14 protein-coding genes are annotated in these 19,697 nt (G+C 37.7%); 3 read left to right on the forward strand and 11 right to left on the reverse strand.

Annotated elements, in window-relative coordinates; all coding sequences use genetic code 11:
- Positions 1-142 precede the first annotated feature (142 nt).
- From R8923_RS11835 to R8923_RS11850, 4 genes are all read right to left on the reverse strand, one after another.
- On the reverse strand, positions 143-2,689 hold the full coding sequence (locus tag R8923_RS11835; protein WP_485872961.1) for a metallophosphoesterase: 2,547 nt from the start codon (positions 2,687-2,689) through the stop codon (positions 143-145).
- The gene (locus R8923_RS11840) at positions 2,690-3,970 is read right to left on the reverse strand and encodes a methyltransferase domain-containing protein (RefSeq protein ID WP_485872962.1); all 1,281 of its coding nucleotides are present in this window, start codon (positions 3,968-3,970) and stop codon (positions 2,690-2,692) included. It lies immediately after the preceding gene.
- 66 nt (positions 3,971-4,036) lie between these two features.
- Complete coding sequence (locus R8923_RS11845; protein WP_485872963.1) at positions 4,037-6,085, reverse strand: TerD family protein; 2,049 nt, start codon at positions 6,083-6,085, stop codon at positions 4,037-4,039.
- 151 nt (positions 6,086-6,236) lie between these two features.
- A complete protein-coding gene (locus tag R8923_RS11850; RefSeq protein ID WP_485872964.1) occupies positions 6,237-7,448 on the reverse strand; it encodes an RtcB family protein in 1,212 nt (403 codons plus the stop codon).
- Between the two features lie 112 nt (positions 7,449-7,560).
- Here R8923_RS11850 and R8923_RS11855 point away from each other — a divergent pair, with 112 nt between their 5' ends.
- Genes R8923_RS11855 through R8923_RS11865 form a run of 3 tightly spaced genes read left to right on the forward strand, consistent with a single transcriptional unit; the run spans position 7,561 to position 11,297 of the window.
- The gene (locus R8923_RS11855) at positions 7,561-8,769 is read left to right on the forward strand and encodes a WYL domain-containing transcriptional factor (protein ID WP_485872965.1); all 1,209 of its coding nucleotides are present in this window, start codon (positions 7,561-7,563) and stop codon (positions 8,767-8,769) included.
- A 2-nt stretch (positions 8,770-8,771) separates the two neighbouring features.
- On the forward strand, positions 8,772-9,716 hold the full coding sequence (locus tag R8923_RS11860; protein ID WP_485872966.1) for a WYL domain-containing protein: 945 nt from the start codon (positions 8,772-8,774) through the stop codon (positions 9,714-9,716).
- A gap of 57 nt (positions 9,717-9,773) precedes the next feature.
- Positions 9,774-11,297, forward strand: a complete 1,524-nt coding sequence (locus tag R8923_RS11865) for a glycine betaine uptake BCCT transporter (protein ID WP_485872967.1) — start codon at positions 9,774-9,776, stop codon at positions 11,295-11,297.
- 32 nt (positions 11,298-11,329) lie between these two features.
- Here the strand turns inward: R8923_RS11865 and R8923_RS11870 are convergent, their stop codons facing one another.
- From R8923_RS11870 to walK, 7 genes are all read right to left on the reverse strand, one after another.
- Positions 11,330-11,947 (reverse strand): hypothetical protein, encoded by a 618-nt coding sequence (locus tag R8923_RS11870; protein WP_485872968.1) that lies wholly within the window; start codon positions 11,945-11,947, stop codon positions 11,330-11,332.
- Between the two features lie 17 nt (positions 11,948-11,964).
- Positions 11,965-12,444 carry a 23S rRNA (pseudouridine(1915)-N(3))-methyltransferase RlmH gene (rlmH, locus tag R8923_RS11875; protein ID WP_485872969.1) on the reverse strand — a complete coding sequence of 160 codons (480 nt, stop codon included), beginning with the start codon at positions 12,442-12,444 and terminating at the stop codon, positions 11,965-11,967.
- Between the two features lie 618 nt (positions 12,445-13,062).
- The gene (locus R8923_RS11880; RefSeq protein ID WP_485872970.1) at positions 13,063-14,559 is read right to left on the reverse strand and encodes a S1C family serine protease; all 1,497 of its coding nucleotides are present in this window, start codon (positions 14,557-14,559) and stop codon (positions 13,063-13,065) included.
- Positions 14,560-14,697: 138 nt separating this feature from the next.
- Positions 14,698-15,528 carry an MBL fold metallo-hydrolase gene (locus tag R8923_RS11885; protein ID WP_485872971.1) on the reverse strand — a complete coding sequence of 277 codons (831 nt, stop codon included), beginning with the start codon at positions 15,526-15,528 and terminating at the stop codon, positions 14,698-14,700.
- Positions 15,529-15,628: 100 nt separating this feature from the next.
- A complete protein-coding gene (locus R8923_RS11890; protein WP_485872972.1) occupies positions 15,629-16,489 on the reverse strand; it encodes a two-component system regulatory protein YycI in 861 nt (286 codons plus the stop codon).
- A gap of 2 nt (positions 16,490-16,491) precedes the next feature.
- Positions 16,492-17,802, reverse strand: a complete 1,311-nt coding sequence (locus R8923_RS11895) for a YycH family regulatory protein (protein WP_485872973.1) — start codon at positions 17,800-17,802, stop codon at positions 16,492-16,494.
- On the reverse strand, positions 17,799-19,625 hold the full coding sequence (gene walK, locus R8923_RS11900; RefSeq protein ID WP_485872974.1) for a cell wall metabolism sensor histidine kinase WalK: 1,827 nt from the start codon (positions 19,623-19,625) through the stop codon (positions 17,799-17,801). Before walK ends, R8923_RS11895 begins: the two co-directional genes overlap by 4 nt.
- Between the last annotated feature and the right edge of the window lie 72 nt (positions 19,626-19,697).

Genomic DNA, 19,697 nt, shown 5'->3' on the forward strand with positions numbered 1-19,697 from the left:
TACTACAGAAGAACTTTTAAACAAACCAAAAAATATAAATCTAGTAAAACCACTTTTTGGATAGTGATATTACTTGATTTATATTTTTTATTTTTACTGGATAAAATTATATCTCTTCCATCAAGATTTCGAAAAATCCAACCTACAACCGCGGATCAATCTCCGCTTCTTTCATCGTTTCAAACAGCATGTTAATTGCTGCTGTTTTATACGTATCATTTTGACTCGAAATTTCTGCGAGTGGTACGTCGAGCATTTGCTCTCCATACTCATATTCCGAAATGGATGCTCGAAGTTTCTGCCTCACTTTTTTGTTGCGGATTAGTTTCTCATATTTCCTTTCAAAATGGTAGTCGTAGCCGTAGATTAAGTGTAAATAGTCTTCATTTCGCACTTTCACTGCAGGGGCGACATTTTTCACTGGTTTTTCTGGCTTTATGACAATACCTTCCATTTTTTGGTCAAAAGTAATGGTTTTAAAGTAGTTTCTTGCCATTTGTGAGGCGTCCTCACTTCGAAGATCAATGGTGACAAAATCGTCGTCTGATAGTAAGGCATACATTTCGGATGTTTTTCCTGTCCATCGTTTTTCGGTACCATCATTTTGGACCATCTTTAAAATAGAAAATGGCTTGAAAGTCATTTCTTCAGGTGAGCCATATAAATTTAATTGCTCATCAAATTTTTCTGCAGCTTTTTTTAATTTATCAGTTGCTACATAATTATTTTTTAAAATTAAGGCATGTTTGAACGTTTGATAATCATTACTTCCGTATTTTTCAATGAGATTTTTTTTACTCATTTTTACTTGGTCATGTTCAAAATCAGTGGCATCCATTTTTTGCATCATCATCTGGAATGCCGCATCGTAGCCCGTTTCAGTCAAAATATCTAGCTCAGTATGTTGTGCAACACTAATTGGTGTATATTTTTCATCAATCAAGCCTTGACCAAGAATGTGCCACGGCATGAGTTCGCCATCTAAAATGAGCCAAGCTAAATCGTTTTTTGTGAAAATGTCATTAAAACGCGCCTTTAGTGTAGCGAACAAATCGTTTAGACGTTCATCGCGAATTTTAAAACCATTACGACTAACTGCATAGCTTTTTTTGCTATTTTTATGCAAATAAATATTACAACGGGAGCCCATATATTTGGGCTGTAATGTAAGTTCATAACAGTTTTTAGCACGGAAATAATCAAGCGCTTTGTCTAAAGATTCAAGTTCATTTTTCTCCACATCACTTTCGGCAGGCGCAATCGTCCCTGAAATAAAGTTGATCTTTTCCTCAATCACGTACGCTAAACGCTTCGCATCCGCCGTAGATAATTCAGCTTCCACCACTTGTTTTTTGCGTTTAAATAAAGTAGGTAGCTTTTCTCCCGTAGCGTTATCACTTTGCACCGATTGATACGATAAGCGATGGTTCAGCGTTACCCCTGTCAGAAGTCCGCCCTGTACACACCCCGTATCAACATGAATATTATTTTTCACACGAAAAGCTTGATTTGCAGCAATATGCCCAAAAAAGTGATACGGATAAATCGATTTTGCTTCACCTGCCAAAAACGACAACTGCTTTTCAATATCTTCATCTCGGAATAAACGGAAGTTTCTCATCTGCCGTTTTGATTCGTCATCGAGCTTTCCAAGAAATTTCGTTTTACAAGGCGCATGAGTGGCATAAAAGCTCGGTTGTCCTTTCCCAATGACGCGGTAAAACGGCTGTGCCTGTGAAACAAGTTCAACAAACTTCGCGTAAAGCGTCGCATCTGAAGAAAGCACTGGAATCGAATCAAAATAGTCTCTTACAAGCGTTTCATCCGCACCTTGAATTTTCTTTTCAATATATTTGTGAACAAAATTTTCATGATTGCCTAAAACAAAACGAAAATGTGTTTTATTTTTATAAAGAAATTCAACCATTTCACGTGTATTCTTCCCCTTATCAATAAAATCTCCAAGCAAAATAAATTCGTGACTTGGTTTTTGGACTACCAATTCATCCGCATCAAACATAAAATTATATTTTTTTAACAGCGCAATAAGACTTGCTTTACACTCGTGAACATCCCCAATAAACGTGTATGTCTCATCTGGTGGAAGAAGCGTGCCAAGCATTTCCTCATAATTTGAAATCGCTACATCTAGTTCGCGCACCGGAAACCTCACCCGGTGAACCGCACAATAATTTTCACGCCGTAAAACAGGCAGCACCTCACGCCGCAAACGCGTAATATGATTCGAAATAATTGCCTTACTCCGCTCCGTTCGAAAATAATCCGCTCGATCCTTATAATCAAAAAGGATTACTTCCACATTGTAATGATTTTCAGCGGCAATTTTTCGAATTTGCTCACGAAATATATCGGCAAGTCCCGTTGAATCAATAACAACAAAATCGGATTGAATCGGAAATGATGTCGCAAGTTTCAGCTTTTCAGCCAAAAGAGAAAAAGCTTGTTCACTGCTCTCAAGCATTACTTTCGCATATTTGTCATGCGCATGCCCTAGCAAATCTTGGCGAATTTCATCCGAAGATAGATAGCAAATGTTCATAAAATAGTTTTTTTCAGGCGCATTCTTGCGGAGAGCCGGTATTAAAAATTCCTTTGCAAAGGTTGTTTTACCGCACTCGCTCGGTCCAATCATTAAAAAAATCGTGTGTAAATTCGTTGTAAAATTCATCTATTCCACCTCTTTTCTGTAAATAATCGCACCGCAGGACGTACTAATCCCGTCCACTTTATCCCCTATTTGGAAAAAATCTACGCCAAAACGGTTTGATCGCCCAACAATTTCGCTAAGCCAATCTTGAAACTCTTCAGCTGAACTTTCGAATTTATGATCCGTATGGCGAAACGCATCCTCCAGTTCATAAAACGAATTAAAATCCCGATTAGGCGTTGTCACAATAAATCGCCCGAAATCCGTCGTGTCTAAAATGCGCTTCACCAATTGCGTTGCCTGATGTAACGGCATATGCTCAATTACTTCCGTAAGCAAAACATCCACTTTTTCAGACGGAGCATTTTCCAAAAAATGTTCAAATGAGCTATATGTTCCAATATTTTTAATTTCCTCACGAACAGCCCTTTTTTCAACATGCAGAAGTAATTTCTCGCCAATATCAATAGCATAATAAAATTTTGTATCCGGAATTTTTTTAGCAAAAGGAATCGCATAAAAGCCTTCCCCGCAACCAATATCCACAATAGAATTGGAGAAATCAAGCTGTGCTAAAATGGCATTACGGCGCTGCAAGTGTGTGCCACCAAATTGTAACTGAATATCATATTTCTCTGTTTGCTCCAATTGCTTTTTAAACTTTTGAAACGTTTTTGGGCGAAACAGGAAATTTTGCGCAAATAAGTAACGAATAAAATACGGTACATCCAAATCGATGAGAAATTGAAGATATTTTTGAATCAAATCATCCTCTACTTGGATAACTTCTTTACTATTCATAGCTAGGAACAAGCAAAACATATTAGCGAGTTTTAACAAGTTCACAAGCGGCTCCTCAGTTTCAATTGCCACCTCATAATATTTTTCCGCTTTTTTCTTCATCGTAAAATTATAATTTCCAAAATGCTGGCTGAAAAATCGTAAATAATGTTCTTTTTGTACAAAAATCATTGAAAATACAATTTGATTTTTAAAGCCAAATTCATCTTGAACATTTTCTTTCGTATAGACACTTTTAAAAAACTCATTTATCATCTGCAAGTAAGCAAATGGGCTTGTATATTTGGATAAATTTAAGTAATCAAAGTCCGGTTCATTTTTACCTTTAAAAGAAATCGTGTTTTGTGCATCTTGAAAAAAAACTTGATATTTCCCTTCCGCGCTAAACCAGCCAGTTGCAACGCCTTTTCGAATGCCTCGAAAAACCATTCCAGAAGCGGGATTTTTTTTAATCAAAAATGAAAACGCCGGGTTCGCACTTCCCAATTGAATTATCGCCATGATAGTCTCCTTTTTCTTTTTAGTATAGCAAAATTAATCTAGCATCAACTAGACATTTTGCCACTACTAGATATATTCTCCCGTAATTTTTTCCATATCATTTGCTTCCACATCTCCGCGAGCTCCAAAAATAAAGTCGGCTTCATTTCGGTTTAAAACGAGTTCGCCCCGTGCTTTACCATGCAAGCAAAACAAACTATAGAGTGTGGGTTTTTTAAGTGTCGTCATCGCATAAGTGATTGCCTCAATGCCCGTTAAATGCATATGGATATTGTTCGGTGCACCCGCTTCATGCCCCATGCCTAGATCACACCAAATGAGTTCTTGCTCTTTCAAATCAACAATAAACGGCATCACTATCTTTTGTGTAGATGCTAAGTCAAATTTTTGCGACACCGTTTTAGGTTCGAAAATTTCACCCGACTGACTATCCGCTCGGTTCATCAAACCAACAAAACATTCTTCCAGTTCAGAATACGGAATTCCTGAATAGCTATTAATCGATATAGCCGCGTATCTCGCTTCAATTCCAAGTGCCTTTTTCAACTGAATATCAATGAACTCCGATGCGCCATTTGGTGCAGAAGTAATATCGCCGCTATGCGTCATCGTTAGCGCTTCATCTCGCAACATATAATAAGAGCAATAAGACACTTGATTATAGTTTTCATCAAAAAGCATCACTGACGAATCGATATCTACCATGTCACCTTTCCAGTAGATAAAGAGTCTCAAAATGGGGTGATCCTGAAAATTCAGTTTGATTCTTGAGCCACGAGCAAACTGTTGCAAACTTTTGTTCACAGAGCGATTCGCAAATGGGACTGTATAGTTTTTTAACTCCTCATCAACAAACACTTTTCCTAAATATTCTTTTTGCGCAAATTGCGCAGTTAAAGCCTCGTCACAAATTTGAATGGCCCTCTCCGCCGTTTGCACTTCGATTTTCGCACGCGTTTCCGCTGTTACAAAAACTTTTGCTTTTTGACCTTTTGGGAAAAAAATTCGCGCCGTTTGATTATTCATACGACTTTCAAAATGGCTTTGCATATTGAGTAAAATGGGCGTAGAAACTTGGACGGCCACTTGTCTAAACGCATGGAATAATTGTTTTTGTTCTACTTCTCCCGGAAAATTTCTAAGCAAATAATCAAGGCGCCGCGCAAATTCACCTGGGCGTGATTTTAAAAGCGTTATGACTTCTCCTAAATTAGATTCAGAAATAGCGCACTCCACTTGACGATTAAATGTGATGATTTTTTCATTATTTCGGATGGCGTCAAATCCTATAGCGGCATCTGGATAGGCATTTCGATATTCAGACGGATGCAATTTTTCACCAAGACGAATAAATGCGCGTTTATGGCGACGCATATCCTCTTTTAAATTCGCCATTTGATTGAGCTTTTCTAACATTAAACGGCGAACTGGTCTTTTGAAGGTAACAAAGCGCGTTGTCTCAGCAAGTGAAGTATCTCCACCTGAAAAGCTTACCGCCAAACGAAGAACATCTGTCGCAGTTTTTATTTCTACTAACAATTCTGCCACTTCTAGCTGATATTCAAAACATATTTTAATTAAAAAAGCCAAATTTTCTTTTTGCGTCACATTTTTAAATTGAGCTTTGTCACCAAAATTTTTAAGTAAAATTTCTAAATCAGCTTTGTCATGCTCACTAAATGCTTCTTTACTGTGAATTAATCGATTCGTAAGCATAATCATATCTGATTCACTTAAACATTTAATTTCTTGTAATTCAAATTCCCCTTTTAAAGCTGCTCGTTTTAATGCTTCATCGTTTGGCGAATAGGAGCCCTTCGTAACATAATGCAAAATTGCTTTCCCATATAGCTCAAAATGACTCATCTCATTCACTTGTTTCGGAAAATTTTTATGAAATGCTTTGTGATCTTTCACGCCCTTTAGTTCATACATGGCCGCTAAAATCTCATCTAAGTATGCATCAGAAAGGCGTTCTACAAGCGGTACTGAAAAAGAATAACCTAATTGAGCCGCCTTCGTTAAAAATTTCTCTATTCTTTTTGTGGTTCTTTCCTTATTTTTCATTTGCGGTAAATAAATTCCGTTTTGACGTCGAATGGTTAATTCATACATGGTGTTTCTCCTTTTTATACGGAGGAAAAGAGGCAAACTAATCCCAATGATAGAAGGAAGTTTGCCAAGAGCCTCCAAATTTTCTTGCTGGAAATGGATTAGACTAATTGGATAAGAAGGAAGTCTATTCGGAGCCAGCATGAGTATGTGTTTAACCTTTTACAACACCCAGTGTATGCAGTGTTTTCACAACTGTAACAAGGTCTTTTTGATTTTCCATAACTTGGTCAATGTCTTTATAGGCGTAACGGCTTTCTTCTGCTACATCCTTCAAATTGTTTTTTCCAAGCGTAACATGTTGGTTTTCAAGGTCAGCAAGCACTTCTTTTGCAGGGAAATTTTCTTTTGCTTTTGTTCTGGAATAATTTCGTCCTGCTCCGTGTGAAGACGAGTGGAAGCTTTCTTTATTACCTAAACCCATTGTGATGTAGCTTTTTGAACCCATTGCGCCTGGAATAATGCCAAGTTCTCCTTTTCTAGCACTTGTCGCACCTTTACGGTGGACGTAAACTTCTTCGCCGTAATGTGTTTCAAGCGAGGCATAATTATGATGGCAATTAATGCGCCCATTAAATTCAATCGTTTGATTTAATTCTTGTTGCACAATTTCACGTGTGATTTCCATCGTTCTGTTTAACATCGTTTCACGGTTTAAATACGCATAATCAAGCGCAAAATTCATCCATTCGATATAAGCACGCCCCTCTTCGGAATCAATTGGTAAGAAGGAAAGGGCATTTTCTGCTGGTAAATTGCTGTACCATTTTTGATTTTCCGCTTGCGCAATTTTATCAAAATGCGTGCAAATTGCGGCTCCTAAATGTCGGCTCCCCGAATGAAGCATAATGCATAAATAGCCTTTCTCATCTTCCTGGAATTCAATAAAGTGATTCCCACCGCCAAGAGTCCCAATTTGATAGTAGGCATATTCAATAGTTTCCTGCACATTTGGCAGTGCCCCGTAATACGCCATATCTAAAGCCCCGTCTAGTTGCATAGAATTTTGCTTCTCACTATGTTTTCCTTTACCAACTGGAATTTTTTCAAGCGTTTTTTTAACGAGCAGTGGCATAATTTCACGCGCATCACGCGCCAAAATGTTTGTTTCAATAAAGCACATCCCGCAACCAATATCCATCCCAACCGCATAGGGCACAATCACATCTTTAGTTGCCAAAACCCCGCCAATCGGCATTCCCTTCCCAAAATGCGTATCTGGCATTAACGCAAGCCACTTAAACACAAAAGGCAAACTTGCAACTTCTTTCGCTTGTTTTAAACAGCCCACCTCAATATCAGATGTGCTTTCAAGCCATATTTTAATAGGTTTTCTGTCCGCATTTTTTTCATAGTTGACAAACATATTCTTGCACTCCTTTATTTATCGATATCTTTAGTATAGAAAAAAGTCATCATTTTATCTTTTAAAAAAAGGTGCGCAATGTTACCCTTGATATAGAGAGGAGAAAATTTTTATGGCGAAAGAATTCCAAGAACTAATCAAAAACATGAATACTGTGCGAACTTATGCACGTGATTTCTACATCTACGGGTTTAAAACTCGCGCAGAATTTGGACAAAAAAGTATTCGTAGCTATGACACCGAACGTCGCCGCATCGAAAGCTACCTCCATCATCATATCGAAACCGAAACTAATGGTGCAAAAAAAGTCGTCCGCTTAGCAATTAATGCAAGTTCTTTAAGCGAAAACCCTTTTTTCTCTATTTGGAAAGCTAAATCCTTTACGAAGAATGATATTTTCTTGCATTTCATGCTCATTCACACGCTCTCACTCGGCGCCAAAAACTTACAAGAAATTTTAGGCGTGCTTGATGCTGAAAAGCTAGTTGAGGAAGGAACTGTACGAAAAAAACTATCTGAATATGTTGCACTAGGAATTTTCGAGCAAACGAAGCAAAAAAAAGTGAACTATTATTCACTTGCTGATTTTCCTAAGCTTTCAAATGAATTTTTAACAGCGATTCAATTTTTCAAAGAAGTATTACCAATTGGGGTACTAGGCGCATATATTTTAAACGTGCAACAATTTGTCCCCGCCTCACCGTTTCAATTTAAACATTTTTATCCCGTTCATACTTTGGACGAACAAATTGCATTTGATTTACTTTCTGCCATTCAATTGAAAAAGTATGTTGAAGTCCACCGCTTCGGTCATAAAAATGCTATTTCAAAACCTTTTTTGCCAATAAAATTATTAGTCAGCTCGCAAACCGGGCGGCGTTATGTTATTGGGCGAATACAGGAGAGTCGTTTTTTCACTACTTTTCGCTTAGAGCATATTGCTTCTATAAAACAGTTAGATGTTTCAGAGGAATTTGATCATCTTATCGCTGAATTTGATAGTTGCCGGCCCTATATTTGGAATAACACAACGGGAAATTTCAAGAAGGAAAAATTGTTGATGCAACTTCAAATTGATGAAAATCGTGATAAATACCTCATTTCTCGGATAAGACGAGAGGGGCGTTCTGGAAAGCTCAAGAAAATTGCCCCTCATCTGTTTGAATTTGAGATTGAACTATTTGATTTGACGAGTATTAAACCTTTTTTACGAACCTTTATCGGGCGAATTGTAAAAATGGAAGCGAGCACACGTGGTTTCGTGAAAGCCTTCTTTCAAGAAGTGGCTGAAATGAATGCTTTTTACGAGGAGGGGGAGTAATAATGCCGATTTTCAGCGAAATTTATGGCACCTATTATTTTATTGTTAATCAAATCTTAAGCCAAAATCGACCACTTGCTGCTGAAGAAATCCGAGAGATAATACAAAATTCAGGCTATAAAGAAACGCTTCTCCATCTTGAACCGCAATTGCTTCTTGAAGGAAATTGGGATTTGCTTCGTAAAGAGAATGACGCTTTTATACCTATAATTCCTGCCATTCAGCCTGTTTATCGGGAATTTGAAAGGCGATTTTTAAAAACCATTTTAAATGATTCACGTATCGCTTTATTTTTATCCTCTGAAGAACAAGCAAAGTGGCAAAATCATTTGGAAGACGTAACACCTTTATTTTCTGGAAGCGATATTTTTTATTTTGATCAATTCGCTGATGGCGATATCTACACCGATTCGAATTATATTAAATGCTTTAAGGTAATCTTAGAGGCTATTCAAACGAATAAACACGTTTATTTAGAATATGAGCAGTCTCAAAAAAGACTTTTAACTGGTGTTTTTAACCCACAAATTCTAGAGTTTTCTCAAAAAAATAATCGGTTTCGCCTTCAAGCTCGATTGGTTCAAAATAATACAGACTATACTTTAAATATGCAGCAGATTCTTTCAGCTGTTTTAAAAGAGGAGAGTTCATGTAAACCATTTGCCTCAGAGCCTGCCACAAAAACGATTCATTGCACACTTTATAATCAGAGGAATGCATTAGAGCGAGCTATGCTCCACTTTGCTAGCTACCAAAAAGTCACAAAACAACTTGACGATGAGACTTATCAGCTCGCGATTTCTTATCCTGCACAAGTTGAAAGTGAGTTGCTCATTCAAATTCTTTCTTTTGGACCTATGCTGCGAGTGACTGCACCAAGTGCTTTTATTCACTTATTAAAACATCGATTACAACGGCAAATGGAGCTTTCAACTCTCGAAGATTAGTTTTTCACTCATAAAAAAGGTATAATAAATGGATAGTAAGACGAAAAGGAGGATTTTATGAAAAAAATTGGGATGGTTTTTTGGAGTTCAGTTATAATTATCCTTCTCGCTGTTTTACTCGGCGTATTTTTTCCGCAAGGTTTTGAACAAGCAACAGCCAATATTCAGCAATTTTTAACGAGCACTTTTGGTTGGTATTACTTACTTGTTGTTGCCATCATCGTGGCGTTTTGTATTTTCTTGATTTTAAGTCCAATTGGCGCTATCCGCTTAGGGAAGCCCGGCGAGAAACCTGATTACAGTAATTTATCATGGTTTGCCATGCTTTTTAGCGCAGGGATGGGAATTGGTCTCGTTTTCTGGGGTGCAGCCGAACCGCTTTCTCATTTTGCAATCAGCTCACCAAGCGGCGACGTTGAAACACAAATCGCTTTGCAACAGTCGCTCCGCTATACGTTCTTCCACTGGGGAATTTCTGCATGGGCCATCTATGCGGTCGTAGCACTTGCACTTGCTTATTTCAAATTCAGGAAGAAAGCACCGGGTTTGATTAGCGCAACCCTCTACCCTATCCTAGGTAACCGGTCGTCAGGAACGATTGGGCATATCGTAGACATCATCGCCGTTTTCGCGACAGTCATTGGGGTGGCGACTACCCTTGGTCTCGGCGCCCAACAAATTAATGGCGGACTTGCCTATCTTTTCGATATTCCGATTAATTTCACCATTCAAATGATTATTATCATCATTGTGACTATCCTATTCATGCTTTCCGCGGCTAGCGGTTTAAACAAAGGCATCCAAATCTTAAGCAATCTCAATCTTTATATTGCGGCTCTACTTCTTGTGCTAACGCTCTTTTTAGGTCCGACGGTTAAGATTTTAAATGAGTTTATGAATGGGTTTGGGGAATATTTACAAAATTTTGTTCAAATGAGTTTCCGCACGGAGCCGGGCAATCCAGCAGGACGTGAGTGGATTAATAGCTGGACAATCTTTTACTGGGCGTGGTGGATGTCCTGGTCACCTTTTGTTGGCTTTTTCATCGCTCGCATTTCAAAAGGGCGTACAATTCGCGAGTTTCTAATGGGCGTCATCTTGCTACCAACCATTGTTAGCGCACTTTGGTTTGCAGTATTTGGCGGAACTGCAATTAATATTCAGCGGACAGTAGTGCCCAACTTGCAGAAATTACCGACAGAACAAGTTTTATTTGGGGTTCTACATGAGTTGCCACTTGGTTCGATTTTATCCATTATCGCGATTATCCTCATCGCTGTTTTCTTCGTCACTTCGGCGGATTCAGCAACATTTGTGCTTGGCATCCAAACGACAAATGGCTCTTTGAATCCAAGTTTCCAAATTAAATTAGTATGGGGCATTCTACAAGCCGGTATTGCAAGTACGCTTCTATTTTCTGGCGGCTTACAAGGACTACAAAACGCAGCGATTATTGTCGCGTTCCCGTTTTCAATTATCATCATCCTCATGATGATTTCACTTTATATTTCACTTTCAAAAGAACGAGAACGACTAGGCCTATTTATCAGACCAAAAAAATCACAGCGGGATAATTTATAACAAAAAGCACTGGGGCAGCGCCCCAGTGCTTTTTACTTAAACGTCATATATAAAATAACCGACTGATCTATACTGCTAAGCGACTCTTCACGGAATAAGTCATCCGTAATTCGTAAGCCTTTTTCTGAAAAACCCCAGTACTGCAAAACATAGCGTTTGCCGGGCACTATTTTTTCATTCTGAAAAGGTTCTGTAGTATAACCAGCATGTTCAAATTTATGGAATAATTCTGCAGATAGTGGCACGGTTTCTTGTGTTCCCGCCCCGTTTGCGAGCAGTTTAACACGAATCTCTTCTGGCTTGGCAATATCAAGCCCAACTGCACCCCAAACAAGTTCCCCGTTTATCGAACTTTTTTCATCATGCAAGATTTCCACAACTTTTTGGTGGCTCACACGCTCCACTTTTTCATACACATCAAGGTAAACACGAACACTTTTCCCCTCCGTATTAAACGCGACCTTTCCGCTAGCCGCCAAAAGAAGATCAAGTGTATCAATTGTTTCTTCTTCTTTTTTGACTAAAGCTCCGTTCGGTACCCCCGCAATTTTTTCACCTTGAAATGGCCAAAGATTCCAATACGCAAGAGCGCCTAATCCCCCACAAACAATTAAAACGCCTACAATAATCATGATGCCCATTTTTTTCATACTGTTCTCCTTTGCTGTTATTTATGATACGGCTCCCCGCGCATAATTTTAAAAGCGCGATAAATTTGCTCTACTAAAACTAAACGCATAAGCTGATGTGGCAGCGTCAATTTTCCAAATGAAATTTGTTCATCTGCGCGTTTTAGAACACTTTCACTTAAACCAAGTGACCCTCCAATGACAAATGCCATTTTACTTTTTCCATATGTCATAAGGTGACTAAGTCCGTTTGCAAATTCCTCGCTTGTTTTTTGCTTACCGTTAATGGCTAAGGCAAAAACATAAGTATCCGCAGAAATTTTTGCTAAAATTCGTTCTGCCTCTTTTTCCTTCACTTGTAACATTTCCGCACTACTTAGTACTTCTGGTGCCTTCTCGTCTATTACCTCTACAATACTCACATTCGCATATGGTGCTAAACGCTTTAAATATTCTTGAATCCCTTGTACTAAATATTTCTCTTTTAATTTTCCTACTGTGATAATTTGAATTTTCATGGAACACCTCAAAAACATTTACTTTATTTATCATACCATAAAATTTATTCGATACCTGCTTTTGACCTAAATTCGCACACAAATTTCTTTTCCACAAGAAAATATCACTTATACACATGTTTTATCCACAAAAAGTATCCACATATCCACAAGTCAGTCTATATTTAGTGTGAGAACAAATATTCCCCACAAGATATACTTTTACAAAAACACACTATCCACAGTTTATCCACAGGGCGATTTCGCGAGCAAAAACCTTGGTGCATCAACGTTTCCAATTTTATTAGCAAGTGGAATTGTGGATAAATATGCCTTTTTATTGTCATTTTTCACAAAAAGGCATATTTTACTATGAATGTTGGGCAAAAATGAAATTTGGTTCAATTTTTGTTTTAAATCATAAACTTTTACACTAAAATTGTCAGTATTTTCGATTTCCCACAGCTTATTCACTGTTTACTAACAGGTTATCCACAAATTTTATCCACATATCCACATCTCTAACCTATATTTAGTATAAGAAAATATGTTCTCTCCTAAATATTGATTATTTGACTTTTAGAAATCCACAACTTATCCACAAAAAAATACGGCTCCAAGAAGCCGCATTTTAAATTTTTATTGTTTTGTTGATGTTGCTGATTCAAGTGTTACATTTGTTGATTCTTTTTTGCCATCACGGTAATATTTCACATTCATTTTTTGACCAATTTCAACATCATTACCGTATAGAATTTGACGCAACGTCATTGAGTTAGTTACTTTTTTACCGTTCATTTCTACAATTACATCGTACTGTTTCAAACCAGCTTTATCTGCAGCAGAACCACTCACTACTTGTTGGACCATTGCCCCGTAATCAACACCATCAGGTAATTTCAAAATGTTTTTTTGTTGTTGTTCTGGAATGGTATCCACATCGCGAAGTGTTACGCCTAGTGAAGGACGACTAACTTCACCTTTTGTTTCAAGTTGTTCAATAATAGGCTCAACACTGTTAATTGGAATTGCAAAACCAATTCCTTCCACATTTTCTGTGGAAATCTTCATAGAGTTAATCCCAATTACTTGACCTTCTAAATTAATTAAAGCTCCACCACTATTACCTGGATTAATTGCTGCATCAGTTTGGATAACTTCAGCTTCCCAGTCTTCTTGACCGTCTCCATTTGTATCAACTGGAACCGCACGATTTAGTCCGGAAATGATACCTTCTGTAACAGAACCAGAAAACTCAGTGCCTAGTGGGCTACCAATTGCGATGGCAGTTTCTCCAACTTTAAGGGAGTCTGAATTGCCAAATTCAGCAACAGTTGTCACATTCTCATCGCTGATTTCTAGTACCGCAAGGTCATTCCATTCGTCAGTTCCGATTAACTTGGCTGATGATTTTTTCCCATTAGAGAAAGTAACCTCTAGTTTATTTGCACCTTCTACTACATGATTATTTGTTACCACGTATGCTTTGCCGTTTGACTTTTTATAAACAACACCTGAGCCAGAAGATGCTTCCTCTTCAGAAGTTGTTGAACCATCAAGCGAACTTGCGGCTTGATAATTTAGAACACTCACAACAGCATCTTGTACTTTTTCTACTGCTTTAGTAATATTTGTTGTGTTTTCATATGAAACTTTTTCTACTTTTCCAGTATTTGAACTTGAATTGGTTGATGAGTTATTAGAAGTATCATCTAAACCACTTACCACAAAAAAGATAATAAGACCACCGACAATAACACCAATTAAGCCCGTTAAGAAATAACCTAAAAAGTGCTTGCCACCTTTTTTCTTCGGTGGCTCATTACCGTCATCACCGCCGCTTGAGCGTGTTGGTGGGATAGCCGGCGGTACTGGAGGAGTAGCATTATTTTTTTCAGAAGTACCCGAAGCTTCTTCAAAAAAAGCATTCGTCATGCTTCTTTCAGCTTGTTCACGCGTCGCCCCCGCGAAAACTTGCCCTTCGTCAGTTACACCTTCCGAAATCGGTTTAGAAACTGGCTCTTGTTGGTGCGGAGTATGTAACGTTTCTTCTGTTTGTTGCTCATTTGTTGTTTCTGGCGCTTGGTTAGCGTCATCGCCAACTTTTTTGTCAAACTCATTTTTCTCGTTTTCCAAAATTAACCATCCCTTTCCACATAAAAATTCATCTATAGACTTATCTTACAAGAGAATTATGAAAAATTCATGAAATTACTTTAAAATTTTAAGAAAAAAAGAGACGTACTAATTAGCAGTTTACGCCCCTGTTTATCCTTACAGTGTAAAAATGCTTGTTGGAATTTCTGGATCAGTATCAAATAATTCAATCTGATTTCCAACCACAATACCTTCACTTGCAAGCGTTTGTGTCACACTCATTCTAGCTAAATCTTTCATATTATTATCTTTGCTCAAATGTCCAAGATAAATTCGCTTCGTTTTATCACCAATGACTTCACTCATTGCGATTCCAGCATCTTCGTTTGAAACATGCCCCTCATCACCTAAAATTCGGCGCTTCACATTCCACGGATAGCGTCCCATTCGAAGCATTTCAACATCATGATTACTTTCAAATAAATAGGCATCCGCATTTTTAATATGCCCTTTCATTCGGTCGCTCACATATCCCGTGTCGGTAATCATAACAAACTTTTTATTCCCGTTATGAAATATGTAAAACATGGGCTCGGCCGCATCATGCGAGACTCCAAATGATTCTACTTGTAAATGCCCAAAATCTTTTACCGTTTCCATATCAAATTGGAATTTCTGATCTAAGCTTATTTCACCAATCATATTATCCATTGCTCGCCAAGTTTTTTCATTCGCATAAATGGGCAGTTTATATTTCCTCGCCAAAACGCCTAAACCTTTAATATGGTCTGAGTGTTCATGCGTGACTAAAATCGCGTCTACTTCACTAATATCTCGGTCAATTTGTTTAAAAAGACCTTCCATTTTCTTGCCACTTAAACCACAATCGACTAATATTTTCTTTTCATCTGTTTCAATAAGTGTTGCATTACCAGAACTCCCACTTGCGAGAATGCTAAACTTTAATTGTGCTGTATCAGTTCCAGATAACCGTTGACTTTTCATCATTTTATTTCTTCCCCCAAGCATTTGGCATATCATTATTTTACCCTTATTTTTTATAAAAGAAAACAAAATCAATCCATATTAGGCTTGATTTTGTTTTCCTCTAGTTATCAACTACCGATTTTGGTATCATTCGAATAGATTCTTTCATCGATGCTGTTTCTGCATCTTGTGAGCGTGATTCGTTTAAATTGATAACTTGTTCATCCTTAGCATTAATTAAAAAATATGTTGTTTCATCTTTATGTTTTACCTCAAAACACCAAACGGGGAAATATACATTGCCACTTGATAGTTTTACTGTTGTATAGTAGCCAAACGTTGCTTTGACAACTTCACTATCCGTTTTTAAGTCGCCATGTTGGTATACGGCATCTAAGGCATCCATTGAAGACATCAAATTGGATTTTTCCTGCAAATCATCTTGTTTGCCAAGATAGGTTTGTGTATAGGATACCGCTTCATTTGCGCCATTCAATTTAAAAATAAGTTGACCGCCGCTATCAAACAGTACCATATCTCCTTTAATTACTTGATTGTAAATGAGCCTATTTTCCTCTTTATCATATTTCCAAAATTTATAAGAAGAACCCTTATATACCTTTTCTCTAACAAAGCTTGCAAGTTCAGGCGTTTCTTTTTGCTTGTCAGTGGGAATTGGTGTTTTTAATATGGAAGTAATCTCGCTGGCATTATTCACAAGCGTAATATTTTGGTCTTTTAAACTCGCAATATCTTTCGCAGAAAATGCATCTTGAGCAGCCGTAAAAATTTCTCCCATAACTTGTTTTGAAGATAGTTTAGGATAACTAATATTATCTGTTTTTAAATGTTCTTGAAGTGTGTCATTGCCGAGCTTATCAGGATCATTTGTGGCTTGTTTATTTAAAAACATGACAACTAAGAAAATATCGAGTAATAAGAAGGCGATGATAAAAATAATTTCTGTTTTTTTCCAATCCAACTTTATTCACTCTCCTTCATATCAGCAACAAACCACTGCCCATTATATTTAAATATCCAGGTTGGTGTTAGTTCTACAATACGATTAAGTCCGTTATCGCCTGCCCATGACATCTCATAGCCAAGTGTGATCATCTGCAAAGAGCGAATATCAATATTAGGGTCTTCTTTCAGTTTTTCATAAACAGACATTGAAGATGGTAATGTTATTTCTTCACTTTCACGCGGAATAGGATAATCTAATTTAAAAAATGGACGGCTATATTTGTATACAGCCTCTTGCCCTTCCGTCACATAAATTTGCGACATGCCTTCTGAATTTAAGACCTGTAGATTGTTCACAAATAAGCCAAAATCCACAGTTCCAGACTGAGCAAAATAACCCGTATAGTAGTAGTTATCTGACCAACCCGCATGTTCATTAATAAAATTAAAACTATCTTGAATACGACTATCTCGAGTTGCGTTTGTTTCTGTATTTGTCGTTACTTCTTGAGCTGGGTTAATATATTCTAACACTTTGTTCGCTGTATCAAGCACAATTTTGCTTGAACCATTTGTATACGAGTTACCTTCGTTTTTAACGGAACCCACATCTTGGAAAAGCGCTTTTGTAAATAAATTGATATCCATGGAATCAATGATGTACTTCTCACTATCCATTTTTACTGGTTCATTTGAAAGGAAGATGGAATGTTTACTAGGTCTTACTTCCGGAATTTCATCGAATACATCTTCTTTATTTGCTTCTGCAACTATTTTTTGTACACTTTCAATATCTTTTTCTTGAAGCGAGCTTTGGTAAATTGTATCTTCATAGTCATTTGTAAAATAAACCGTGTATAGACCGGTGTCTGTTTTATTTGTGTCGAATATGATTCGATTAAATGAGGCACTATCAAGTTTCTTTCCTTCGACTTGGAAAACTTGCGCAAAAATAGAGAACGGGATGTTATTCGGGTAAATAAGTTCAATCGTTCCGTTTTGATGAATAATGCGGTCATACTCCTCACTTCTTTTTTTCCCTGAAAGAACGACCTCTGAAAAACTAAAGTTCCGTCCATCTGCTGCTAGCCCATTCACATAAGTGCCGTTGTTCGTTTGAAAATGTGTATCATTTTGATTGACTTGAATCAGCATTGGGCGAAAAACTTGTGCGGCTGTTTTTTGTTTATCAATCGTTGTTTTTTCTACTTCCTTCACATCAATGGTCTCATAATCTGGCTGACCTTTCCAAATAAAATAGCTAAGCACAATGCTAAAAATGACGAGTATTGTAAGGATAGTACCTCTTATAAATGCATTTGTCTTCATTCCCAATCATCCTCCGGCAAATCACTATATGGCAAGGTGAATTTGACTGTTGTACCTTTACGCTTATTGCTCTCAGCCCAAATACGACCACCATGCGCCTCAATTACTTCGCGCGCAATGGCAAGTCCTAACCCTGTTCCTCCCATTTCTCTGGATCTTGCTTTATCCACCCGGAAGAACCTATCAAATACTTTGTCTAAATCTTCTTCTGGAATTCCTAGTCCCTCATCGCTAATACTCACTTCGATTTTGTCATCCATCTTTTTCAAAAAGAATGAAATTTGTCCGCCATCCGGAGAATATTTATTCGCATTAGAAATAATATTATCCAGCACCTGCATCACTTTGTCTTCATCAATCTCGATAATGACAGGTGTACGCGGAATATAACGTTTAAACTTGATGGTTTCTTTTTTCATCATTTCAAAGCGGTCAATAATATGATTAAAGAAGTCTGTAAAGTTCACGAAACTTTTATCGAGTTGTTCCCTACCACCGTCCATACGTGACAGTTTTAAAAGATCATTTACGAGGCGAATCATTCGCTCTGTTTCATTTTGCGTCACTTCGAGGAAATGCGGCGCAACCTCTTTATCTTCCCAAGCCCCATCACTAAGTGCTTCAAGATAACTATGCATACTAGTTAAAGGCGTGCGAAGTTCGTGTGACACATTTGATACGAAGTCGCGACGTTCTTGATCTACTTTTTCTTGATCAGTAATATCATGCAAAACTGCAATTACACCATTTACAAAACCAGTCTCACGCTGAATAACTGATAAATTGGCGCGGAGAATATAGCGCTCCGTCGTACTGCGGTCCATTGTAAGTGGCTCTGTCATTTCCATTAAATCCTCAAATTTATACTCATTTTGAACGCCAAGCACTTCGGTTAGCGGTTGACCATTTGCAGTTTCATGGGCAACGCGAAGCATTTTTTCTGCTGGTGAGTTAATCAAAATGACTTTTCCGCGGCGATCAGTTGCGATAACGCCATCTGTCATATACGAAAGTACGGAGGACAATTTGCGTCTTTCCCCTTCAGTCATTGCTTGAGCTTCTTGGACCCGTTTTGTTAGGGAGTTAAAGCTTTGCGCAAGCTCACCAATTTCATCAAGTCCGTATACTTTTACTTTTCGAGTGTAGTTTCCTCTAGCCATGGCATAGGCTTGCCGCTTCATATCAATAATTGGCTTTGTTATCGTCCGCGACAAGAGAACACCTAAAACGGCGGTTATGACCATCGCAATCAGCGTTCCGGTAATAAAAATATTTGTAATCGAGTCCACCTGTGAATAGACTGACTCAATATTTGCGACAAGATAAATAGCCCCAATCACTGTATTTTTATTTTTGATTGGAGAAACCGTGACCCAAACACGCCTATTGTCGTTTGACTCATCCATATAAATTTTTTCTTCCGAAGTTCCAAGTGATAAAGCTCTTTTGACTAAAGGCGTGGTTGATTTTTGCCCTACAATCCCCTGATTGTCCATATTGGACGTCCCGAGAATTTTACCACGCTCATCCACTATCCGCACCTCGAGCAAACTCGAATTGTTTCGCGCATAATCGACCAAAAGTTCACGAATATCGGTTTGCATTTGCGCACTATTATCTCCATTTTTCAAGATTTCCTCACGCACATTATAATCTAGTAAAGACATACTATTTTTAATAGAGTTTTGAAAATTCGTTTCAAGCTGCCCCTCTAGTTCGCGAACAAAATAGGCGCCAATCACTTGCATAGCAACTAAAATAAGCAACAAGTAAATCATTACCAACCGGAATTGCACCGATTGGAAAAATTTCATTTTATGCATAAAACTCGTCTACTCCTGTTCAGGGTTAAATTGATATTTCTATTTTAATCAATGACAATTCATTTCTTCTTA

This window comes from Listeria tempestatis (assembly GCF_963575625.1).
Taxonomy (GTDB): domain Bacteria; phylum Bacillota; class Bacilli; order Lactobacillales; family Listeriaceae; genus Listeria; species Listeria tempestatis.